Annotated in this window: 14 protein-coding genes and 1 pseudogene; 4 read left to right on the top strand and 11 right to left on the bottom strand. The window is 53.6% G+C overall.

Annotation, left to right across the window (positions count from 1 at the left end):
• Positions 1–621 precede the first annotated feature (621 nt).
• Both ABV298_RS26060 and ABV298_RS26055 read left to right on the top strand, forming a co-directional pair.
• A pseudogene (locus ABV298_RS26060) lies at positions 622–2,034 on the top strand (mechanosensitive ion channel domain-containing protein); the annotation flags it as partial.
• A gap of 160 nt (positions 2,035–2,194) precedes the next feature.
• Entirely contained in the window at positions 2,195–2,434 is a 240-nt protein-coding gene (locus ABV298_RS26055; protein ID WP_353723255.1) for a hypothetical protein, read from the top strand.
• Positions 2,435–2,594: 160 nt separating this feature from the next.
• Here ABV298_RS26055 and ABV298_RS26050 read toward each other — a convergent pair whose 3' ends face one another.
• Together ABV298_RS26050 and ABV298_RS26045 are read right to left on the bottom strand one after the other, a co-directional pair.
• Entirely contained in the window at positions 2,595–3,386 is a 792-nt protein-coding gene (locus ABV298_RS26050) for an AraC family transcriptional regulator (RefSeq protein WP_353719062.1), read from the bottom strand.
• A gap of 204 nt (positions 3,387–3,590) precedes the next feature.
• Positions 3,591–4,364 carry an AraC family transcriptional regulator gene (locus ABV298_RS26045; protein ID WP_353719061.1) on the bottom strand — a complete coding sequence of 258 codons (774 nt, stop codon included), beginning with the start codon at positions 4,362–4,364 and terminating at the stop codon, positions 3,591–3,593.
• A 167-nt stretch (positions 4,365–4,531) separates the two neighbouring features.
• On the opposite strand from ABV298_RS26045, the gene ABV298_RS26040 reads away from it, so the two are divergent.
• Positions 4,532–6,952: a TonB-dependent receptor gene (locus ABV298_RS26040; RefSeq protein WP_353719060.1), complete on the top strand. Its 2,421-nt coding sequence runs from the start codon at positions 4,532–4,534 to the stop codon at positions 6,950–6,952.
• Positions 6,953–7,018: 66 nt separating this feature from the next.
• Here ABV298_RS26040 and ABV298_RS26035 read toward each other — a convergent pair whose 3' ends face one another.
• Together ABV298_RS26035 and ABV298_RS26030 are read right to left on the bottom strand one after the other, a co-directional pair.
• The gene (locus tag ABV298_RS26035) at positions 7,019–7,942 is read right to left on the bottom strand and encodes a helix-turn-helix transcriptional regulator (RefSeq protein WP_353719059.1); all 924 of its coding nucleotides are present in this window, start codon (positions 7,940–7,942) and stop codon (positions 7,019–7,021) included.
• Between the two features lie 6 nt (positions 7,943–7,948).
• Positions 7,949–8,818 carry an SDR family NAD(P)-dependent oxidoreductase gene (locus ABV298_RS26030; RefSeq protein WP_353719058.1) on the bottom strand — a complete coding sequence of 290 codons (870 nt, stop codon included), beginning with the start codon at positions 8,816–8,818 and terminating at the stop codon, positions 7,949–7,951.
• Positions 8,819–9,066: 248 nt separating this feature from the next.
• Here ABV298_RS26030 and ABV298_RS26025 point away from each other — a divergent pair, with 248 nt between their 5' ends.
• Positions 9,067–9,552, top strand: a complete 486-nt coding sequence (locus ABV298_RS26025) for an energy transducer TonB (RefSeq protein WP_353719057.1) — start codon at positions 9,067–9,069, stop codon at positions 9,550–9,552.
• A 123-nt stretch (positions 9,553–9,675) separates the two neighbouring features.
• Here ABV298_RS26025 and ABV298_RS26020 read toward each other — a convergent pair whose 3' ends face one another.
• The 7 genes from ABV298_RS26020 to ABV298_RS25990 form a co-directional block, all read right to left on the bottom strand.
• Complete coding sequence (locus tag ABV298_RS26020; protein WP_353719056.1) at positions 9,676–12,009, bottom strand: TIM-barrel domain-containing protein; 2,334 nt, start codon at positions 12,007–12,009, stop codon at positions 9,676–9,678.
• 180 nt (positions 12,010–12,189) lie between these two features.
• Positions 12,190–13,356, bottom strand: a complete 1,167-nt coding sequence (locus tag ABV298_RS26015; RefSeq protein WP_353719055.1) for a glycan-binding surface protein — start codon at positions 13,354–13,356, stop codon at positions 12,190–12,192.
• 18 nt (positions 13,357–13,374) lie between these two features.
• Complete coding sequence (locus ABV298_RS26010; protein WP_353719054.1) at positions 13,375–15,000, bottom strand: RagB/SusD family nutrient uptake outer membrane protein; 1,626 nt, start codon at positions 14,998–15,000, stop codon at positions 13,375–13,377.
• Positions 15,001–15,039: 39 nt separating this feature from the next.
• Positions 15,040–18,258 (bottom strand): TonB-dependent receptor, encoded by a 3,219-nt coding sequence (locus ABV298_RS26005; RefSeq protein ID WP_353719053.1) that lies wholly within the window; start codon positions 18,256–18,258, stop codon positions 15,040–15,042.
• Positions 18,259–18,629: 371 nt separating this feature from the next.
• Positions 18,630–22,760: a two-component regulator propeller domain-containing protein gene (locus ABV298_RS26000; RefSeq protein ID WP_353719052.1), complete on the bottom strand. Its 4,131-nt coding sequence runs from the start codon at positions 22,758–22,760 to the stop codon at positions 18,630–18,632.
• A gap of 76 nt (positions 22,761–22,836) precedes the next feature.
• Positions 22,837–23,730, bottom strand: coding sequence for a helix-turn-helix domain-containing protein (locus ABV298_RS25995; RefSeq protein WP_353719051.1), 894 nt, complete (start codon positions 23,728–23,730; stop codon positions 22,837–22,839).
• A 57-nt stretch (positions 23,731–23,787) separates the two neighbouring features.
• Positions 23,788–24,555 (bottom strand): SDR family oxidoreductase, encoded by a 768-nt coding sequence (locus ABV298_RS25990; RefSeq protein WP_353719050.1) that lies wholly within the window; start codon positions 24,553–24,555, stop codon positions 23,788–23,790.
• Positions 24,556–24,582: the final 27 nt, after the last annotated feature.

Here is a 24,582-nt window from a genome sequence, read left to right as displayed (position 1 = left end):
ACGCTTCCTGTCCGGCGCGAACTTCGTGAAGGCATATTATTTGTGCATTCGTTCTTTCGGCATTTATTCCGAACGTCATTGTAAGCAATTTGTCCGAAAGAATGTTCTTATTTCAGCGCTATTTCTGGGTCCCTGCTATGGTCTTCGTCCTGAGCATTGCAGGATCGAACGCACAAAATCAGCCCGTTCCGCATGACTCCGCCCAACTGATCCCCGACACGCTGCTCTTCCGGCTGGAAAAATACCAGGCTGCCGTCACCGAAATGAACGCCACCAATAAAAAGGGGTTCGATGGGGATAAAATTCGCAGTGAGCTGTCGCGTATGCAGGCCAACGTCCGTCAGATCGACTCCGCCATGGCCGCAACCGGATCGGTACCCGACAACAAAAGCCTGGTCAATTACCGGCTCATCCTTTCCGATGTGCAGGAAAAGACTTCCGTGTGGCGGAAATCGCTTTCAGCCCATAACCTGGAACTGCAAAAAATGTCGGAGCAGCTGATCGCGTTCAGCCGCGACTCTCTGCTCCACATCAGCAGCACCGACACCACACAGCGAAAACTTTACGCTCAGCAGATCACCGACCTCCGCGCGAGGCTTCCAGAATACCGGCCAGGTGACTATGGCCAGGCTCGATACGGTCAGCAAATTGCTCGCCGAGGTATCCGCATTGTATTTCCAGGCGGCAGATCTCCAATCGATGGTCAACGATTACATCGCCGAATCGGGCAAAAATGTGCTCGGGCAGGAATACCGTTACCTGTGGAACGCCCCCCGGACGAGCCGTACCGACGATCTTGGCGAATTGATCAGGAACTCCTACGTCGGTCAGGACAAAATCCTCCGCTACTTCGTGAATTCGACCTGGGACAACCGGATACTACTGATTATCCTGTGTATAGTATTCTTCTGGTGGGTCAATATCAATTTCCGCCGATCGGGCCGGGCCGACCTTTCAGCTAAAATCGGGGAAATGAAGTTTCGCTTCATTTCCCGATGGCCCATTCTGGCAACACTGGTCGTGCTGTTTAACCTCATGCCGCTCTTCGAGCCCGATTCTCCGGCTATCTACATGGAGGTAAACCAGTCTCTGTTGCTACTGACCCTCACCCTGTTCCTGTATCGCCGGATAACGGCAGGCCAGTTCGGCGTCTGGCTCAGGATCATCGGGTTATACATACTGGTAATTTTCACCAACGCATTTGTGAACGACACGCTCCTGCTACGGGTGCTGCTGATTCTGCTGAACGCCGTTTCGGTCTTTTTCGGTACCTGGCTATACGGAAAAATGAAAGAGGCCAGTTTCGACAAAAAGTTTGTCAAACCGGTCGTCATAATCTACGTCGTGCTCAACCTCCTGGCCGTTCTGCTGAATGTGTTCGGCCGTATCAGTCTTGCGAAAGCCTTTCACCTGACGGCCATCAGCGGATTGGTCCAGATTCTGAGCCTGGCGGTGTTTGTCGAAATCGTCACCGAATCGCTGGAATTGCAAATCAAAGTAAGCACGAGTTCCGGCGGCGTTTTCTCACGCCTCAACATCCCGCGTACCCGCGCCAAATTCCGTAGCGTGCTTGCCTTTTTATCCGTAATCCTGTGGGTTATCGCGTTTTCCATCAACCTGAATATCATCGACGCCCTGACCCATTTTTTCAGGGAAGTACTGGCCAGGCCGCGGACTATCGGGAACATTACCTTTACATTGGGAAATGTGCTGTTCTTCGCGGTCATCATTTACCTCGCCAACCTGCTCCAGAAGAATATCGGTATCCTTTTCGGCGAGACCGACAGCACTTTCGGCAGCTCCACCGTCGCCAAAAACTCCAAACTCGCATTGATCAGGCTCATCATCATCGTGGTGGGCTTTCTGTTTGCGGTCACGGCTTCGGGCGTGCCGCTGGACAAGATCACCGTCCTGATCGGCGCCCTGGGAGTGGGTATCGGGCTTGGCTTGCAAAATATCATCAACAACTTCGTATCCGGCATTATCCTGATTTTCGAAAAACCATTCCGCATCGGCGATTACATCGAGCTGGCCGACAAAAAAGGGAAAAGTGCTCGACATCGGCATCCGGTCGAGCAAAATGCTCACGGCGCAGGGTTCCAGGGTGGTTATTCCAAATGGCGACCTGCTTTCGGGACGGGTTGTGAATTATACCGAAAAGAATGCGCAACTGAAAAGCGAAATTACGTTCAAGGTGCACATCGACTCGGATCTCGACCTGGTTAAAAAACTGGCAGGCGAAACGATTGAAAAAGGGGACGAAATGATCAGGAATGCACCCAAACAAATCCTTGTAAACAACCTGGGCGCCGACAATATAGAACTGAAAATTCTGGTCTGGATAAAAAGCGTCTATTCGGAAGCCGCATTTAAAAGCTACGTTCTCGAAACGCTTTACAGGAAATTCAGGGCCAACGGAATCAAAATAATGTGACGAGAGCCACTATACGTTATCGCATCGGGCCAATACGACACGCATAAAGATCGGACGTTATCCGAACTATGAAAAATCAAGTCCCCTTTACTCTTTTCCAAAATTAGACCTTTCAAAAAAGAGGACAGTTGTAAATTAGGGCTATTCTTTACCGGCCATCCTAGCAGATCACATAACAAGTATGCAGGAATACCCGCGGAAACACGCCGAACATCTTTTTGAATGTATTACTGAAATGCGCCTGATCGGTGAAGCCAAAATTTTCCACGGTATTGCCCAGCGTCATTTGGCCCGAAGCCACGGCATAAATCGATTTCCGCAGACGCTGCCAGATGATATACTGGGTAAACGGCATGCCGATCTGCTCCGCAAAAAGGTGCCGGAAACGGTGCGGCGACAAATGCACCAGATTGGCGACTTCGGCCAGTTCTATATTCTTCGCCAGGTTCCTGTCGATGTACAGGAGCACTTCACTCACCCGGCTGTCCATATTAATCAACTGTGTATCAGCATTATTCCTGAATATCCTTAAAAAAAATGCCTGGACGCGCTCCGCCAGCGCATCGCGGCCAAGTTCCTGGAACCGGAGCGGCAAAATAGCATCGATTTCTTCGCCCGGGAGCAGCTCCTCGATATCGAGGAAATCGTTCCCGGCGAGCAAAGCTTTGAAGCTTTGGCCCCAGCGGCTTTTGGGTTCTATCAGGCTCACGAACATCGACACGCCCCCGCAATGGCAGAAATGATTCACGTTACGATCGATCACAAACCCCCTGATACCTTTGTAAACCCGCCCGTTAATTTCCGAATCGAAGGTCCCGTCCAGGCCAATTACGATTTTAAAGCCATATCGGTTGCTGATAGGAACAGGTTTATTTGATGCTTTAACAATGTAGGAGATACTACAATCCCGCAATTCCCCAAACGGGAAACCCGCAGTCACAGGTACTTTCATAAACGCGCTAACCCGGTTCTTTCAAATTATTTAATACTATTGAACTGCGGTTCCGGTTTGAAACCGCCAGGCGAGCAAAGGGAGCGCTAAAATGAAACAATCGAAATTACCCCGCAACCTTTTGAAAGGAGAAAGCCGGCGTCCGGGCAAATATTAGCCCCAATTTACAAGTGCGACGAATGCGATGATTCCGGCGGAATAGCCTTACAATATCAGCCGGCATTCGAGCAGGAATGTGGAGGGGTTTAGCCCGAAAATCCCTTTAAAGGTTTTGTGGAAATGCGAAATGTCGGTAAAACGATAGTCCCTGCAAACTTTCGAAACGGGCTCGCCGGTTTCGATCACCGTTTTAAGCGTAGCCCGGAGCCTTTGCCAGAGGATATACCGCGACAACGGTATCCCCACCGCCTCGGCAAACAAATGCCTCGTCCGGCTGAACGAAAGGCAGGTAAGGTCCACTATATCCCGCTGGGTGATGTCGCGTGTTAGGTTTTCGGCGATGAAAGCCACGATCCGGCTGGCCCTCGGGTCAACAAGCGCCGTCTCGCGTGCGCCGGCGCCGGTTATGGAGGCCATCAGCGTGTTGATGTGCGGAATAAGCTCGCTGCTATCCAAAGCCTGATGGTTTTTGGGCAGGATCGGGTCGAGCCGGCTCACATCCAGAATTTCCTCGAAACGAACAAACTCTTTTTCTCCCATAATTTCCCGGATCTTCTGCCCCCATGGGCTCCGCGGTTCGATCAGATTGTTGAGTACCGGGCCATCCGGCGAGGAGCACTGGTGAGCGGCATTGCTATTGACGACAAACCCTTTCATGGCCGCATGGACACATCCGTGTACGGCGCATTCGATCTGGTGATCGAGGCTCACCGCTACTTTGTAACAATAATGCCTGTGAGCCACAACTGTTTTGCTGTGCGAGATATACGGCAGGCTCACCTGCCATACACTATCGGACAAATTACCAGGTTCTTTCATATGTTACCGCCCTTTGAAACAGGACGGCGAACGTTTGCAATTATCATGCCCGGCCCCGCGGTTATCTGTGGTGGAGTCAGGCAGGCAACGGAAAATTACAAATTTCTTGCAACTGTTGTGTCCCGAAGATACTTTTGTGCGATGCAAATTATAATAAGTCTAAATTAATGAAATACCTGCTATTATTATCCGTTTGGCTGCTTTTATCGCCGTTGGCATTCGCTCAGTCGGCAAAAATAAAAGGCAAGGTCATCGACAATGCCCGAAACGGCCTGCCCGGTGTAAGCGTCATGCTCCGTAACACCAGCTTGGGTGCGCATACCGACGCCGAAGGCCTCTTCGAAATATCCAATGTCGGTGAGGGAAATTACATACTGGCCGTATCGTCTGTCGGTTTTAAAACCAGGGAACTGGCGGTCAGTGTTTCCGGCGCGGAGGCGGACTTGGGCTCCATTACGCTCTACGAAGGCGACGAAATCCTCCGCGAAGTGGTCGTGGAGGGTGAAAGGGAGAACAAGTTCTCCCGCAGCAATACGGCCTACGTCGCGAAACTCCCGCTCAGGGATTTCGAGAATACGCAGGTGTACAGCACCATTACCAATTACCTGCTGCAATCGCAGATCGTCACCAACTTCGACGACGCACTCAAAAACGCCGCGGGCGTCGACAACCTCTGGACGTCGACGGGACGCGGGGGCGACGGTGCCGGTTACTATTCGCTGCGCGGCTTCTCGGTACAGCCGAAGCTGGTGAACGGCCTGCCGGGGCTGACCAACGGGACCATCAACCCGGCCAACATCGAACGCATCGAAGTGCTCAAAGGGCCTTCGGCCACGCTTTTCGGCAATGCCGTGAGCTCCTACGGCGGGCTGATCAACGTCGTTACCAAAAAGCCTTACGTGGGCACGGGCGGTGAGCTTTCTTTCACGACCGGCTCGTACGGACTTAACCAGATTACCGGCGATTTCAATACGGCCCTGAACAAGGAGAAGAACCTCTATTTCCGCCTGAACACTTCCTACTCTACCGAGCGCAGCTTCCAGGATGCGGGCTTCCGCAAGTCGTTCTTTGTTGCTCCTTCGCTGTCCTATAAGGTCAACAACAGGCTATCCTTCTCTTTTTACGGGGAAATTACGCAAGCCGAGCAAACCAATCCGATGTTCCTCTTCCTGAACCGCTCCGCACCGTCGGTAGCCAAAAACCTGGATGAACTCGATTACAACTACAAGCTTTCCTTCACCAGCAACGACCTGACCTTGCAAAACCCTACCCAGAACTACCGGGTTGAAATGGATTACAAGCTTTCCGACGCATGGCAATCGCAGACGCTGGTTTCCAAAAGCGCCACTTCCACAAAGGGTTATTACACGTACCTGTTCGACTACGGCATTCTGAAAGGCAATACATTTTCGAGGTTTCTGAACAAGCAGAACGAATACACCGGAACGGCCGACATCCAGCAGAACTTCATCGGGGATTTCAAACTCGGATCATTGAGAAACCGCGTCGTACTCGGCCTCGATTATTTCACAGCTACTTCCACCAGTAACGGCACCGGCTACGCATTCTATGGCAACGTTACGCCGGACGGCGGTGCCAACGGGGACGATCCGTTCACCCCGACGGTCGAAACGACGGCCTATCCGCTTTCCGCGGCGGCGGTAGACGCCGTGCTGGCCCTGCAACCGGTGGCAAATGCCAAATCGCGGTATAACATATTCAGCGCCTATGCCTCCGACGTGCTGAATATTACCAGCACGCTGTCGGTCATGGTCGGCCTCCGGCTCGATCATTTCGATAACGTCGGCAACGTGTCCAGCGCCGACGACGACTACAAGCAAACCACCCTTTCGCCGAAATTCGGCATTATGTACCAGCCCGTTCCCGACAAGCTGTCTGTTTTTGCCAACTACCAGAACAGCTTCACAAACGTGGCCCCGGAACTCGTCGGCAACCCCGAGGACGGTCCGCAGACCATCAAAACGTTCAGGCCCGAGCAGGCGAACCAGATCGAATTCGGTTTTAAAACCAATATCATTAAGAACAAACTGAATGCGACTGTAAGCTACTACGACATTAAAGTGACCGATCAGGTCATGTCCGACCCCGCATCGCCATTCAATAAAATCCAGGGTGGTGAAGCATACAGCCGCGGGTTCGAAGTGGAAATCAATGCGACTCCCGTGAAAGGGATGAACATACGGGGTGGATTCAGCAACAACGACAGCAAGACGACCAGAACGGACAGCGAAGAAATCCTCAACAAACGTCCCCTCGGGGCCGGTCCCAAAACGCTCTACAACCTCTGGGCCAGTTATGAAGCACCTGCCGGCAAGCTGAAAGGGTTCGGCCTCGGCGCCGGGTTCAATGGTGCCAGCGAACGTTATGCGATCAATTATGCTTCCACGGGCGACTTCATGCTGCCGGCTTACACCGTGGCGAACGCATCGGTGTTCTACCAGGCCGCAAACTACCGGGTCGGCGTAAAACTGAATAATGCATTCAACAAGGAGTATTACAAAGGGTGGTCGACCATCGCGCCGCAGCAGCCGCGCGCGCTGCTCGCCAACTTTACCTATACTTTCTAAGAATATGGGATAAAAGTGAAAGCCGGGAGATATTCTTCCGGCTTTCACTTTCAATACAGGCACATTTCAATTGAACGAACGCCTGAATTCCAGCGGCGACAGGTTCGTCTTCGTTTTAAACAACTTGCTGAACGACTGCGGGTGCTCGAAACCCAGCTCGTAAGCGACTTCGCTGACGGTCAGACTCGTGGTCGACAATTTCTCCTTCGCCTTTTCGATCAGCTTGTTATGAATATGCTGCTGCGCATTCTGCCCGGTCAGCGAACGAAGCATATCGCTCAGATAGCTCGGCGAAATGTTCAGGTTTTCGGCCAGGAGCTGGACCGACGGAATCCCCCGGTTCAACGACTGCTCCTGGTCGAAATACCGGTTCAGAAGCTCTTCCAGGTTTTGTAAAAGCGAGTTGCTGGCGGCCCGGCGGGTCAGGAACTGGCGTTTATAAAAACGGTTGGCATAATTCAGCAACAGTTCGATCTGCGAAATCATCACGTCCTGGCTGAACTCATCTATCCTTCCATTCAGCTCTCCGTTGATGATATCGAAAAGCGACAGGACAATGGCCTTTTCCTGCTCCGAAAGGTGCAGCGCCTCATTGGCCGAATAGGAAAAAAAGCCGTATTGCCTGATCTTTCTGGCGAGCGGGTAGTTCAGCAGGAAATCCGGATGGATCAGTAATGTATACAGGCAGCAATCGCTGTCGGGCTTCTCATGGTCTCCGCCAATCAGCTGGTTAGGGGCCGCGAACAGCAAACCGCCTTCATCGAAATCGTAATATCCCTGCCCGTATTTCAATTTGCCGCTGAGCCTGGGTTTGTAGGCGATCTTGTAGAACGTCAGCACATGTAAATGCCGCAACTTCTCCGGATCGACCAGCGTTTTCGAATGGTCTATCATGCTGATCAGCGGATGCACCGGCTTCGGCAAGCCGAACACGCGATGCGCATCGGACAGCGATTCGAACCGGTAACGGGCGTTTTCTTCCTTTTTCATAACTATTTATTTTGAAATACCCTGTGCCGAGCGGGAAACCGGCTCCCATTCCTCCCAGGTCGCCAGACGGCGCTCGTACGCCGCCCGAACGGATGGCAGGCTATGACTGCCCAGGAAGAAACGCAACGGCGGATTCTCCGCGTCCACTACCTTGAAAACGGCCTCGGGCGTCGCATTGGGGTCGCCTCTCTCGATGCTCCTGATCCCCGCGATGACTTGTGTTTTAAAATCTTCGTAAACCTCCATACCACCGGCGAAACGCAGGGATTGCTGGCTACCAAACTCGGTAGCATAAGCGCCTGGCTCGATGATGGTTACTTTGATCCCGAAAGCCTCGACTTCGGCAGCCAGGCTTTCATGGATCGCCTCGAACGCCCACTTGGACGAACAATAGTAGCCAATCACCGGGATCACCTCATGTCCGAGATTGCTCGACACGCCTACGATATGCCCTCCACCCTGGGCGCGTAACAACGGCAACGCTGCCCGGATAACCGCGAGCGGGCCGAAAATGTTCGTTTCATAAAGCGCCCGGACTTCGTCGGAAGTAGCTTCCTCGATGGTACCGACCAGCGAATAGCCCGCATTGTTGAGTACCACATCCAGCCTCCCGAAATGAGCATGAGCCTGGTTCACAACGCTTTGTACCTGATCGGCATTGGTCACGTCGAGTTCCAATGCAAGCACACGCTCACCGTATTTTTCCGTAAGCCCCGCGATACTGGACAATTTGCGCGCCGTAGCAGCGACCCTGTCTCCGCGCTCGAGCGCGGCCTCCGCCCATATGCGCCCGAAGCCGCGCGAAGCCCCTGTTATAAACCATACTTTATCGGACGTGTGCGTCCGGGCACCTTCATTTTCAATTGGATGTAACATAAATCTTGTGACTTTGATTAAACCTTCACAAAGGTCACAAGCGATGACCTGCGGCTTGTAGCCAAACCGGGGATTTTCGTAGTCGAAACGGGGAGAGGGTCATTTCCGCGGGACATTGCAGTACCATATGTACCCACGGATCGGGCAGAACGAACGCCCGCTTCGGAAAATATATCTCTTCAGACCAAGCACGGGCATTGAAAGCAAATATTTTAATGTTATATTTAAATAAATTATATATAATTAAAATGAATAGTACTATCTACTTCGGCCTGCTTTTCACTGTTGTCGTGTTGCGACCAGCACCGGGTTTTGCTCAAAAGCATACCGGCAGCAAACAAGTCACCCCTTCGATACCCATAGACACGGGATTAGCAAAGGCTATCACTGCGCCTGCTGTACCGGTACAGATGTCGCGTGATAAGGTATTTGGTGATCCCGAGCAACAGCCCGAGTACCCTGGCGGCACCCCCGCATTATATCGATTTATAACGACTAACCTGAAAATGCCCGGTGAAGCAAAACGAGCAGGGGTGTCCGGTAGGGTTTATGTGTCTTTTCTGGTTGAAGAGACTGGAAAAATCACCGACGTGAAAGTTCTTAAAAGGCTGGGATTCGGGTGTGACGAGGAAGCTGTGCGGCTCGTTGAATCAATGCCTGAATGGAAACCGGGCAAGCTTTTCGGTAAGCCCCAAAAGGTCAGGTATTTTCTCCCGATTTCTTTTGTTAACTGACTATTCGGTTGGTCACGGCAATCCCTGAATGGATATCCCCAAAAGCAAAAACGAATACCCGTTATCGACGGGTATTCGCCTGCGGCCTGCCAGCCGCGAATACGCTGCGAACAGATAATTGTCCTAACGAACCTCCCAGCGCACTTTGCCTTGAAACGGATCGGAAGTGACGGTAGAACGCGCACCGTTTCGGCCCAAAACAACCTCCCTGACCCGCTCCTCTCCGGGCAGGAAAACGGGTACATGCGTATTGGGCGAAAGCTGCCCGAAGCGCCGCAGTTCAATATGCGTCCAATCGATCTCACCAGTCGACTGCGCCACTTTTACGTGAGGCAAAACCGCCCCCTCGCGGACCAGCACGATCACTTCCAATTCACCCGATTCGAGCTCATGCCAGCCGCCATCATAAACTTTGAGGGTCTGGTAATCTACCCAGCGCCCTTTCGGTAAATATACCTGGCGCTTCTTCCCGTTCTCGAACAATGGCGCCACCATCATATCCGATCCCAGCATATATTGATTGTCCACCAGCCAGGCCCCGGGGTCGTCGGGGAACTCGATCAGCAATGCGCGCACCATCGGCAGGCCTTTTTCGGAAGCAAGTTTCGATTGGGTAAAAATGTAAGGCATGAGCCGGTATTTCATTTCGACGGCCTTCCTGAAATAGTTTTGAAAATTGTCGCCATATTCCCAGGGCTCCTTGGGCGCCTGGCCGTGCGTGCGGCTGTGCGAGCAGAGTAAGCCCATAGGCAACCAGCGGCGGTAAAGGTCTTCCGGTGTTTTCATGGTAAATCCGCCGATATCATGGCTCCAGAATGTAAAACCCGACAACCCCAGCGACAACCCGCCGCGCAATTGTGCCTCCATACCTTTGTTGGTCGTTTCGGCGTCGCCACCCCAATGGATCGGATATCGCTGGCTGCCGGCCCAGGTACTGCGGGCCCATATAATGCTTTCGCCGTTCAGTTTGCGCGTGAGGTCGGAGACGATCCTGTTATAGCGCAGCGGGTAGAGATTATGCTCATAAAAACCCGTGCGACCGGAAGCATACACACCCGAAAACGGTGCCGCCTCCCCGAAATCGACCTTAATGGCCGCAACACCGAGTTTCAGTAATCCGGCAATTTTTTGCTGATACCATCCGATCGTGTTCGGGTTCGAAAAATCCAGCACCGCGTCTTCGTAAGGAATTGTCCCGTTGGCATTCTTCACAGCCAGGCCCCTGGCTACGATTTCGGGATACAGGTCGTTTTTAGGGACAAAATACGGCAACTGCCAAAGCGATGTGCGGAAACCCTGTTTTTTCAGATCGGCGATCATTTTTCCCGGGTCCTTGAAACGGCTCGGGGCAAAACGATAGTCGCAGCGCCAGTCGGTCTCGAACCAACCGGTGTCGAAATGGATAACATCCGAAGGAATGCGATTCTGGCGAAGCTTGGCGGCCACATTCCGGCCGTCTTCCTCCGAAAAATAGGTAATGCGGCTCATCCAGAGACCAAACGACCACAGTGGCGGCACGGGGGCCTTGCCCGTCAGGTCGGTATATTCGTCCAGAATATCTTTTGGTTGTCCTAAAAACAAAAACAAATCCAGGTTCTCGTCGCCGATCTGCATCGCATTGGACTCCCCGTAAGTGGCACCGAAATCGCAGGTAACCGGGGAGCTTGTGTGCATAAACACGCCGTACCCCCGCGAGCTAAGGTAAAACGGGATCGGCTTGTACATCGTCCCGGTTTCCACGCCATTCGGATCATGGGCCCATAATACCACCTTCTGCCCATTCTTGTCGAGGCGTGTAAACGACTCTCCGCAACCGAAGATCTTTTCATCCGGCGAAAGCGAAAACACAGCCGCGACGCTCCGGGAGTAGTCGGAAGCCCGGCGTACGAAGGAAAAAGGCAAGGTAGGTGTGTAGGACGATTTCCCGTCGGCCTGGCTCCGGGTTTGCGTCAGTACTTTTCCGCTCGCATCCCGGATCAGGATTTTCCATGGATTTTCGTAGATCGTCACCGAACCGTACGGGCCGGCGTACTGATGCCCGCCGCTGATCCGGCTGTATTTCCAGGACGTATCCCTTGCCGGCTCGCCCACCAGCATCAACGAAGCCTCGTGCGGACGTGCCTGTGCGCTTGTGCTCGCGCGGATACGCATGGTGCGGGGAGAAGTAAATTCGATGGAAAACGGCAGCACCGGGTCCTGTGCATATTCGATCGACGGGAATTCGTTGCTGTACGAACGCTTGTACCCGAGCATCGAGTTATCGAAGTTGTGTGCAGAAAACGGTTCATGCCGCTTCCATTTGATGCTTCCGGCCCCGGTTGCCGGATCGAATGCCGCCAGACTGTCGGCAAAGAAAATGGTGTTGGCAAAATCCCGGAAATCCCCGCTAATATCGACCGGCTCGTTCACCAGCTTGCTGTGCTGGGCAGCGACATTCCCGCAACCCAGTGCCAGCAAGCAAACCAAAAATATCGAGGGTATTTTACGTAAGAAATTCAGATTGTGCATGGATGAAATTCAAATATATGGATGCTCCGAAACGGAAAGGCCCACATGCCCTGCGCACCGGCAAATGCTTTTGCAGGGCCTGTGCGGCCTGGTCCCAGTTGTTGACGTATGTTGTTATGCAGGCAGATGCTATTTTTTCACGATACGGAAATTGTCGACGCTGCCATTGAACGAGGCAATAGCCACATCCGGCGTATTGAACAACACTTTTAGGTCGGTGACCTTGGAAACGTCGGCGATGGTCGAGCCCGCCGCGTTTTTAAATTCCGAAAGCTCTATCACCGCCGTCTTCCAACCGTTGGTCTGATAGCCCGCCGAAGCGTATTCCGTAGAATTCCAGGGTTGAAACGAGTATACAAATTCGCTTCCGCCGGCGGTGATGGTAATGTCGTATTTTCCCGCCTTCCACGGTTCGGCGATGTTGTGCTCGAATTTGAATTGCCTGTCGGCTGCGGCACCGGCAGGGAGCTTGAAATCGAAATTGCAGGTAGAGAAAACCCAGGCATCGGCATAACCGGCTTTGGGAAGGTTGATGCCCTTAATTCGCGAAAACTTGCCCGAGATCGCTCCGGGATCGGTGGCGGGGATAATCGGCGCCGCTCCCCAGCATACTTCCGCACCCCAGGTAGTGGCCGGGACATCGAAATTGACCAGGTGCCCCGCCGGGTCGTTCACTTTAAAAGTGGTTTTCGCGGTGCCGAATTCGCCTTCCACCGTGATGATATCCACCGGCACCGTGGCCGGCATTCTGGCCGTAATCTGCTTCGGCGAGCTGCTGAGCACCTGCAACGGTGTCGCACCGACTTTCACCGATTTGATATTATAGAAATAATCCCCGTTGATCACCAGAGTGCCGTTCGGTTTTACAAACTCGGAATACAACCCCGAAATCACGGGCGTTGGCGCTATCAGCACGAAATCGTAGGTCGCCTCCCCGCCTTTAGTGAGCACTTTGATTTTGTCGGGCACGCCCGCGTCCACGGCCTTCGTAGGCGCATTCACCGGAATAGTCACGATGATGTTCGAGTTACTGCCCAATGCAGAATTGAAGCTGGCTTCGAAATCGTTGAAATACACTTTCAGCACGCTGCCCAGGTTTTGCCCCTGGATCACTATGAGGCTGCCCGGCTCGGCCGCTGTGAGCGAACTGTCGGCCTTTTCGGGATCGAGCAGGCGCACGTTGGTGATCACCGGCGCACCATCCACGTCGTCGTCGTTACAGCTCTGGAAGCCCAGCATTATACCGGCGGCCAGCAAAAAGCCCAGGGCTGTCCGGCATATAGATTGGATATTCATGTTGGTCGTAGATTTGGGTTAGTCGACAATTTTGCTGAAATCGAAAGCTACCGGCTCATTTTTCAACGACGGCGCATTCACGATCTCGCTTTCAGGGAATGGCAGGTACAGGGTATTTTCCGAAAGCGGATAATATTCGGCGGCCGAATAAACCACGTTGTATTTCTTCGGATTGGTAGAGCCTGCCACGTAGGTCATGGTGTAGTTCTCCTTATGCTGCGCAGCCGTGTAGGCGATGGCTTTGGCAGGATTGAAGTAGAACCAGCGTACGATCTCGTTCCAGGAGTTGCCCTCGAATATCGTTTCGATGCGTCGCTCCCGGAAAATGTCCTCGAAAGTCAGCGAGGTTTTCGCCGGCAGACCTGCCCGCTTGCGCACGGCATTGAAATATTCCAGTGCTTTTGGATCGGCGGTCGAGGCGTTATTGCCCAGCACGGCGTCGGCGTAAATCAGGTATATTTCGGCCAGGCGAAGCATGTACGAGTTGATATTGGCCGCCATAAATCCGCCCAGACCACCATTGTCCGCCGGCGAGCCGATGATGTACTTTTTGATAGCCGACAGAGCAGCGGGCCGGTTGTATTTCAAACCGCCCGACGCTTTCTGGATATTCGGATAAACATCCCCGTCGAACATCGCGATCGCTTTTCTCCGCAGGGAATCCGCCGGGTTTTCGGTAAAGTACTTGACCAGGTCTGCCGAAATACCCTGAGCTGCTCCCCAGCCGTCACCTGTACCGGTAATATTGGCATCGTAGGCGAAATAGGCCTGGAACGAATTGTTCACGCCCCAGGGATTGCTAACGGGCATCCATTGCAGGGAGAACAGGCTTTCTGGATTGTTCTTCGAGGCATTATGGTTGGCGCTTTCAAAAAGTTCCGCGTAGGTGGGCGCCAGCGACAGGCTGCTTTTGGTGATCACGCTTTCGGCATAATACTTCGCACTGTCGAGGTCCGACTGGCTGCGTTTCCCGTTCTGGTTAAGCCCGGCGCGCATCAGGTACATCCGCGCGAGCATCCCTTCCGCCGAATATTTGGTGAGGCGTCCCTGTTCCGCCGTAACGGGCAGGTTCTCGGCGGCAAAGCGGTAATCGCGGATCACGAGTTTCCAGACATCTTCAATGCGGTTGCGGACCGGCGGCTCATTGAGCTGCGCCACATTGTCGTACACGATGGGCACGGCGCCCCAGTTGGTTACCAGGTAATAGTAAGCCGTAGCCCGCATAAACCGGCATTCGCCAAGCCCCTGCGCCTTCACAGCGGCCGATGCCGTACTTCCCTGCGCCTCGTTAATGGCCTTATAGGCATTGTTGCTCTGCGCGATAATTTTGTAAAATGATTTGTAACCCGGCAAAAGCGTATTCACGTCGGTCGACGGGATCGCGTGCTTGATGTACGCCGTGCGGTCGTTCGAGTTGAGGTTACCGGCCCGGGCTTCCTGGAAAGCCATATTGGCCTTGTCGTTGAAATCGAACCAGACGATGTTGTACAATGGCGCGGTACCGGCCAGGATTTCCGCGTCGGTTTTGTAGAAATTACCGGAGGTAAGGGCATCCAGCGGCGGGCGGTCGAGAAAATCCTCGCTGCACCCCTGCGTAAGCATCAACGCCCCGATAGCCGCTATAAGTCTGTATTTGAACTGCATATGAGAATATTTTTTGAATTGGACGTTGGGCAAACTGCCTTAGAAATCAGCTAGTAAACCGAATGAATACATGCGCACGGATGGGTAACGCCCGGTGTCGATACCGGCCATTACCGTGCCGCCATAATTGACCATCCCGACCTCGGGATCGTAACCTTTGTATTTGGTAATGGTAAAAAGGTTCTGTGCCCCAACGGAAGCCCTCAGCCCTCTGATAAAGAAGTCTTTCAGCATCGACTTTGGAAAATTGTAGCTGATCGTGATGTTCTTAAGACGCACATAGCTGCCGTCCTCGATGAAATTGGTGTTCATCCGGTTGTTGCCGTTCGGGTCGCCCGGGGCGATGCGCGGGATGGCATGGCCCGGATTGGTAAGCGTAACGGTTTCCGCATCGGCCGGATTATAGCTGCTTGGCCGTGCGTAATTGGCCACCGATTTCCACTGGTTCCCGAACACCCCGCCGTTCCCCGGAATCTCCGCGCGGTAACGCGGATAATTGAGGATGTCGTTCTTGAAGCTGCCGGTCAGGAATGCATTCAGCTCGAAATTCTTGTAAGTCAGGTTGTTATTTAAACCGAGCGTAAATTTCGGCCACGGATTGCCGATTATCGTGCGGTCCTCGGCGTCGATCACGCCGTCGCCGTTCAGGTCGCGGAATTTGGTGTCCCCCACCCAGGTGCCGGTGGCCGGGTTGATCGTCAGCTGACCGTTGGAGGTCTGGATCGCGTGGTTCTTGATATCGTTGGCATCCTGGAAAAGGCCGTCGGCAACGTAGCCGGTGATCATGCTCGCCGGTTGCCCCACCTCGGTTTTGAATCCTACCGAAGTGGCATTCCAGACCGGTGTGATCGGGTTGAGCAGCGATGTCACCTTGTTACGGTCGAACGACAGGTTGATACCCGTTTTCCAGTAGAAGCCGCCTTTGTCGATGTTCACGGTGTTGAGCGTAAAGCCGATACCTCGGTTTTTCATCGAACCGGCATTCACCGCGGGCCAGCTCAGGTATCCCGGCGAGTAGGCGATGTCGCCACCGTAAGTGAACGGATAGGAATTCACGGTAATGAGACTGGTGATTTTCTTGATATAGGCATCCACAATCAGTTCCACGCGGTTGCCGAACATATGCAGGTCCAGTCCGCCGTTGATCACATCGTCCTTTTCCCAGGTCAGAAACTCATTCGCGAAGTTCGAGGCAAGGAAGCCCGTTCCCCAGCCCGTTGGCACAGCCTGGAGTGTCGAGAAAATCGCATTGCCCCCGCTGCCCTGGTTACCCGACCGGCCTATTTCGAACCGGAGTTTCAGGTCGTTGATCTCATTGACACTTTTCAGGAAAGGCTCTTCCGAAATGCGCCATGCTACCGATACCGCGGGGAAATTACCCCAGCGGCGGCCTTCACGGAAAGCCGACGAGCCATCCATCCGGTAGGTCCCCTGCAAAAAATAGCGCTCGTTGAAGCTGTAATTCACACGGGCAAAATATGATTCGCGCGACCCGGCGCCTTTGCCGCTGTTATTGCTCACATTGGAGATAACCGATGCGTCACCGCCCGATAATTCCTCGATCGTATTGGTAATAAACTTCTTACGCGTACCGGTCAGCGATTCGTACCCGTTTTGCTGTGCCTCGTGACCGGCCATCAGGTTAATGCCATGCCGGCCCAGTTTCAGATCGTAAGTCAGCCGGGTATGCAGGCTCCACCAGTTGTTGGTATTCACCGAGCGCGTCGACGTAGCCGCGTCCTGCGACACCACATAACCGCCGATCGTATACGAGGGGTGGAATGAGTAATATTTCAAAAACTCGGCGCTTCCGTTCGCTTCGGTGTGCCAAACCAGGTTCTTGGTCAACTTCACATCGGCGAAAAGACTTCCCAGGATCGATGTCCGGCGGTTATAGTCGTTATAGATCTGCGAGATCATCACCGGGTTGGTAAACTGGAACTGTGTGGAAGTGGGACCGCCCCAGCTACCGTCGGGGTTGGTCACTGGTACGCTCGGGTTTTGGTCGAGCGCCAGCTGGATAATGCCTCCGTTGTTTACGTTCACTTTTTCCTCGGTGATCCCCACGCTCATATTTGCCCCTATTTTGAGCCAGTTACGGGTCTGGTTTTCCAGGTTCAGCCGGGCATTATAGCGTTTGAAGCCCGATCCTTCCACAATACCGTTCTGGTTAAAATACTCTCCCGAGAGGTAATAGGTTGTTTTTTCCGTACCACCGCTCAGGCCCAGCGAATATTTCTGAAGTGTCGTAGGCCGGAACAAGGCACTCTGCCAGTCGGTACCATTGCCGAGAACCGACGGGTCGGCGAACTGAGGCTCCGAGGCAGTACCGCCTACTGCCGCAGCCTCGTTTCTGAATTGCGCATATTCCCGCAGGTTCATCACATCGATATGCTTAGGCTCCGCCTGCAAGGTTACCAGCGAGTTGAAGGTAATCTTGGCTTCGCCCGCTTTCCCCCGCTTGGTGGTGATCATAACAACGCCGTTCGCACCCACCGCCCCGTAAATAGCCGTTGCCGAAGGCCCCTGTAACACGTTGATCGTCTCGATATCGTCCGGGTTGATCGACGAGAGGATATTGGAAAAGCCGGTCGGACGGTTATTCGGGTCGTCCTTCATATTGTCAGGCTTGATCTGCACCCCGTCGATCACATATAACGGTTGCGTCGTACCTGTCAGCGAGCTCAACCCGCGGATCAGTACCGACGGCGCCGCGCCCGGTTGTCCCGAGTTTTGCTGTACGAGCACGTTGGCCGCGCGTCCCTGCAAGCCTTGTTCGAGCGAAGTATTGATGGTTTTGCTGAGATCTTTTCCGGAGACCGTCACCTGGGAGCTGGAAACATCCGTCTTCTTCATTTCCCCGTAACCCACTACCACCACTTCCTCGAGGGCCGAAACGCTTTCCTTCAACCTGACGTCGATCCTGGTTTTGTTACCAATCGCCACTTCCTGGGTCTCGTACCCGATAAACGAGAACACGAGCGTATTACCCGGGGCTGCTTCGATGGAGAACCGGCCTTCCGTGTTGGTGGTGGTTCCGTTCGAAGTACCTTTGATCACCACGCTTGCGCCAGGAATCCCGTCGCCGCGCTCCACGGAAACTACGGTACCGGTGATGGTCCGTTTGGCGTCGGCTTGTGCGAATGCACCCACCGCCACACACATGATCCCCACTGAGAGAAGGAGAGGCCTTAGCAACCCGGCCAGGTAACGCAAACCGCGTCGTGCCCGCCTTGTTTCGTACAAATTTTGTTGCATGTTGTTTTGTTTTAAAAATGACTATTTGCCCACTTCCGATTTCACTATTCCGGTATCCTGGGTTTACGACAGCGGATATGGTATAAATCGAATGAATAGTTGGACAAATGTGTCGCTAAAAAACATGCAGCAAGTGCTCCATTTGTTTACAAATAGGGTATCATTTGTAAACTCCGGCCAAAAAACAGGCTATTTTTTCCTGCTTTATTCCACAAACCCGTCAGAATCCCGTGAGAAAGCATCGAGCAGGCCATCGCTGCCCGATATGATAGTATCGGGTTGATATTTTGTACTATTCCAATTATGAAAACGTTCGGAGAAAAGTTGCCGTACGCCTGGAAATTGCACTTTACGGGCGGAGCAACGGCCATTCATTCCCTCTCCGAGCGCTGCCGGCGGTACTCTGTGGGTAGCATCCCGAATTCCTCCCTGAAAAGTTTCGCAAAATACTTGGGGTTGTTGAATCCGATTTGGTAGGCGATTTCCGAGACGGTCAGCTGGCTCTTTTCAAGCAGGTCCGCGCCCCGCCTGATCCGGATAATGCGGATAAATTCGATGGGTGTCTTGCCGGTCAGCGACAGGATTTTTTTGTAGAGGTAAACCCGGCTCATCGACATGGCATCGCTCAGTTCTTCGACCGTGAAGTCGGGGTTCGCAAGGTTTTCTTCAACGGCTTTTACCGCAGTCGTCACGAATTGTTCGTCCAGCGAACGGATGGCGACTTCACTTGGGCGTATTTCCACGTGCTGCTGGAAATGCCGCTGCAACTGCTCGCGCTGGCGGATGAGGTTGGCAATCCTTACCTGCAGAATATCGAGCCGGAACGGTTTGGTCACATAGGCGTCGGCTCCGGTCTGGTAGCCTTGCAACTGTTGCTCCTCCCCGGCACGGGCCGTGAGCAACACCACCGGAATGTGGGAAATGCGCCGGTCGGTTTTGACTGTTCGGCAGAGCTCGATCCCGTCCATTTCAGGTATCATGACGTCGCTGACGATCAGGTCGGGGATTTGTTCCAGCGTAATGTCGAGACCGGCCCTCCCGGTGCCCGCTTCCAGCACCTGGTAATCCCTTTGCAATATCTCTTTTAAATATTCCCGGAACTCGTCATTATCCTCGACAAGCAGTATCAGAGGTTTGTTTTTGGTAGTTTTTTCATCGGGCAGGTCGATTTCAACCGGGGACGCCTGTACCGGGACGACCGCCGCGGGCGCGACAGGCGCAACGCGCGCCGCGCTCTCCCGCAGGGGCAACGTCACGATAAAAATACTTCCGCTGCCCGGTTCGCTTTCCAGCCGGATACTCCCGCCATGCATTTTAACAAACTCTCCCGCAATGGAGAGCCCGATACCGCTGCCCTGGTTCATGATGTGGCCGGGCATGGGATGCTGGTAAAACCTTTCGAATACCTTCGCCTGCGCTTCGGCCGGGATGCCGATACCCGAATCCTCCACCCTGACTTCCAGCGCCTCGCCTTCCCGGTCCGGCACAATTCGCAAGCCGACGGTCACCTGGCCGTTTTCCGGCGTGAACTTGAATGCATTGGAAAGCAGGTTGTACATCACTTTGGATAATTTATCCTGGTCGAAATCCGCATACCTCGATTCGACGGCGCTATCGAACCGGTACCGGATGTGCTTGTGCTCGGAAAGGTCGGAAAACGTTTGTGCGATCTGCCGGACAAACCGGACAATGTCGCCCCGTTCGGGCACGAACTCGGTTCCCTCCACTTCCAGCTTCTTGAAATCGAGCATTTGCGTGACCAGATTGAAAAGCCGCTGCGCATTTCGGTGAATAAGCGACAACTGCCTGTGTACGGCGTGATCCGCCCGGATATTCCTGAGCAGGTTTTCGAGGGGCGTAAGCATGAGCGTGAGCGGTGTCCGGAATTCGTGGCTCACATTGGTGAAGAATTTAATCTTCATCATATCCAGCTCATGCATTTGCTGGGCGTAGCGGCGCTCCTGTTCGAGCTTGAAATTCATCCGTTCGCGCTCGATCAATATCCAGCGCGCGATCAGAAGTGCGCCCGCAACGAGCAAAAAATACAGGATATAAGCCCAGGGAGTCCGCCAGAACGGCGGCAGGATCACCACCTGAAGGCTCCGCTCGGTCGAAGCGCCCGTCCCTTTCATCTTGACTTTAAAAGTGTAAGTGCCGGGGTCGAGGTTTGTATAAGTTACCTTGCGGGTGTCGTCAGCCTCGAACCACCGGTCGTTGAATCCTTCGAGCATGTAGAGATAATGGTTTTTTTCCGGATGCAGAAAATTCAGTGCGGCGAATTCGATGGAAAACACATTCTGGCTGTGTTTCAACACAATGCGGTCCGTAAGCGACACCGATTTTTCCAACACGGCATCGCCGTCGAACAACTCTCCCGGCCGGACGCTCCTGTTAAAAATCTGAAAATCGGTAAGCGTCATCCTGGCAGAAGCACGCTCATCGGCGATTTGGGCAGGGTCGAAGATAGAGAAGCCGTTGGCCCCGCCAAATACCAGCTCGCCGTTGCGGAGCCGAAGGGCGGCATTCTCGTTGAAACCACGTCCCTGCAATCCGTCCACTTCGTTGTAGGTCCTCACCTGAAATGCGGCCGGTATGCCGTCGGGTTTCCTGGATACCCTGCAATTGGCCAGGCCTTTGGGAGTACCCAGCCACAAATTTTGCATATTGTCCACCACGACAGTCAGTATCGCATCGTCCGGTAGCCCATGGCGGCTATCGTAATGTACAAAAGCATTCCGCCGGGCATCGTACCGGTCGAGCCCTTCGGATGTCCCGATCCAGATATGCCCGAACCGGTCCTGCGCCAATGCGGTAACAGCGTCGCTGCTCAGGCTGTCGGGGTTGCCTGCCCGGTAGCCATAGTGTACAAAACGCCCTGTTTTTCGAATCAGGACATCGATTCCGTTGGCGGTACCGACCCAAAGATTACCCTCGCGGTCTTCCATAATGGCCGAAATATAATCCGACCTGACGGAGTTCGGTGCCAGGCGCCTGAAATGACGGAATGTCTGCGTGCGCCTGTCGAGCAAATCCAGGCCGTCGGCCAGGGTCCCCACCCACAAACGACGCTGTGAATCTTCGAATATCTCCCATACGCGATCGTCGATCAGGCTCGTGGAATCGGCCGGGGCGTGGAGGTAACGCGTAAAGCGCCTGCCGTCGAACCGGTTGAGTCCCCCGAAGTATGTTCCGATCCAGAGCACGTCGTCGCGATCCAGGAACAGGCTAACAATGACGTCGTTACTCAAACTGCCCGGATCGCCCGGCACATTCCGGTATTGCCGGAAACTGTTGCCGGCCCGGTCGTAGTGGATCAGCCCGCCGCCGTTGGTCCCTATCCAGAGATTGCCGTTTCGGTCTTCCGTGAACACGTTCACATCATCAAACGGCAAGCTGCGCGGGTCACCGGGCGAGTGGCGGACGAGCGAAAATCTGAAGATATTTTTATGATATGCGCAAAAGCCTTTCTTGAACGTCCCCGCCCAGATCATGCCTGTCGGGTCTTTGTATAACGCCTGGATGGTATTCTGGCTGATCGTCCGCGGGTCGCCCGGATCAAACAGCAGGGTCGACACCGTTTTTCTTTTTTTGTCGAGCACATTAATGCCTCCATGGTCGGTACCGATCCAGATCCTGCCATCCGGGCCGGAAAGCATGGCCGTTACGGCATTGTTGGCCAGCCGGAAATCCGGGCCCGCGGTACCGGCGACACGCAGCACGTTGTTTTTAAAATCAAAATTGAATGCGCCTGTGGCCGCTTTCACAATGTACACCCAAGGTTCGCCGTCGTCGTCGACAAAAACCTTGTGATTGGACAAATTACCCCGGTTCCGGTTTTGCAGCAATGCGCTGCCGATCCTAACCTCGTGCGTGCCCGCGTCCACGCGCGCGAGAAAACCGTCGTCGCACACCACCCAGAGGTTGCCCTGCGCATCCTCGGCGAAATCGGAAATACTGCGCTTGGCCGGACCGGTGGAATCCTCGGCCGGGCCGAACCTGATTTTAACGAGCTTTTTCGCGGTAGTCAGGTATTTCAGCAGCCCTAGCCTGTTATGGCTGATCCAGTAATCGCCCGAGCGGGTTTTGATGATCCGGTTAAAATTGGCATCCGGAAGCCCGAACCGCACCGCCGCGCGGTCGGCATTGCGATCGATGCGCTCGCTCAACGGATCGTAAATGTCGAGCCCGACATGGGTGTTGACCCATATAAAACCTTGCGGGTCTTCGAATATGGCAGTCACCTGATGGTGGGAAATAGTCGAAGAATCGGCCGGGTTGTGCTTGAAAACCCTGAACGAGTAGCCGTCGAAGCGGTTGAGGCCATTGGCTGTACCGATCCAGACGAAGCCGCGGCTGTCTTTCAGAAAACAGTTTACCTGGTTATGCGAAAGTCCCTGTTCCGTATTGTAGCGCGCAAACTGGTATTTCTCGGATTGGGCGGCAGCCTCCCCTACCCAGCCCGCCAGTGCGGCCAAAACCATCCAGAAACATCGAGACCACATTTGCATCGGTGAAATAGAGAAACGGACCCGGAAATTAATCCATAGGGCCCAATACTCAAAATACTTCGACCGGTGTTCAATTCAGGTTCCTATATTCCCTGGGCGAACGGCCCGTTCTGTTTTTAAATAATTTGGTAAAATGAGAGGGATGTTCGAAGCCCAAATCGTAGGCGATCGCGCTGATTGGCTCGTCGGTGCTCCATAACATATTCTTGGCTTTATCGATCAGTTTCAGATAAATATGCTCGCTGGTTGACCTGCCCGTGTATTTGGTCAGTAAGTCGGTTAAATAATTGGCCGACAGGTTCAGATGAGAGGCAAAATATTTCACATCCGGCAGTCCTGCCTCCGTCAGCGTGTCCTGCGAAAAGTAATCGTTCAGCAACCGTTCGAACTTCCCGACGATGTCGTTACCGGCTTTTGTCCGCGTGAGGAACTGCCGGTCGTAAAACCTCGCACAATAGGAAAGCAGCAATTCAAGGTTGGTCAGGATGAGGTCACGGGAATGCGTGTCCAGGTTTCCGGATATCTCCCGATCGATATTCTCCACACATCCTTCCAATATTTTGTCTTCCGTTTCCGAAATGTGGAGGCATTCATTGACATCGTAGCCAAATAAAGAATAGTCCATAAGCTTCCGGCCTTTGCCGCTGGCGTGCAGGAAATCGGGGTGGACGTAAATCGCCCAGCCTTCCACCTTATTTTCGACATCCGGTGTCAATACCTGGTTTGGCGCGGTAAACATCAATGTTCCTTCCGAAAAGTCATATTGCGTCCGCCCGTATTTGAATGACCCTTCTATTTTTTTGCAAGCAACGGAATACAGGTCCAGGCGGTAAGAGGCACCCGGTTTCCGGTGCGAACGATCGACCTTCGACAGGTCCACGACCGCGATCAACGGGTGTTGCGGTTTTCCGTAGCGGAAAAACGCAAGCAGTTCTGAAACGGATTTGATATCGATATAGTCCATAGCAGTCGGTTGAAATGCCCGAATTTATCAAAAACAATGGGAGCGACGCGACATATATCAGATCATAATGCCTCCGCCAACCTCGATACGCTGCGCATTTACAAACCGGCTGTCCTCGGAAAGCAGCGAAGCCACGAAACCGCCTACGTCGTCGGCTTCGCCAAGACGGCCCAGGGCGGTCATTGAGGCGATCTGTCTGCGGTGGTTTTCATTGCCCTTGCCACCGCCGAATTCGGTGTCGATCGCCCCCGGCGCCACGGTATTGACCCGGATCCTTCTGTCGGCATATTCCTTGGCAAAATAGCGTGTCAATGCCTCCACGGCCGCTTTGAGGGCCCCGTAAACCGCCACGCCCGGAAACGCGAAGCGCGCAAGTCCGGAGGAGATATTGATAACCTGTCCGCCGTCGACAATCATAGGCATTAATTTCTGTGTGAGGAAAAACACGCCCTTGAAGTTGACGTCGACAAGCTCGTCGAACATTTCCTCTCTCGTTTCGCAGATCAGCGCACGCTGGGCGATCCCGGCATTATTGACCAGGTAGTCGAAGTTTCCTCTGTCCCATTCGCTGCGCAATAGCTGCGCGACTTGTTCGGCGAAGCTGTCGAAGGAACCGGTTTGGGAGGTGTCCAGGTGCAATGCAACGGCCTTTCCCCCGCCGTTACCGATCGTATTTGCCACCGCATTCGCGCGGTCTGCATTCTTGTTGTAGGTCAGGATAACGTCAATACCGCGTTTTGCTGCATTCAGGGCGATGCTTTCGCCAATTCCCCGGCTGCCTCCGGTCACCAGGAGAATTTTCGCCGGCTCTTTTCTTGTGTCCATAATCGTTAAAATTTGATCTACACAAAA

The organism is Dyadobacter sp. 676 (genome assembly GCF_040448675.1).
Taxonomy (GTDB): Bacteria; Bacteroidota; Bacteroidia; order Cytophagales; family Spirosomataceae; genus Dyadobacter.
This window is presented reverse-complemented; position numbering and strand designations above follow the sequence as displayed.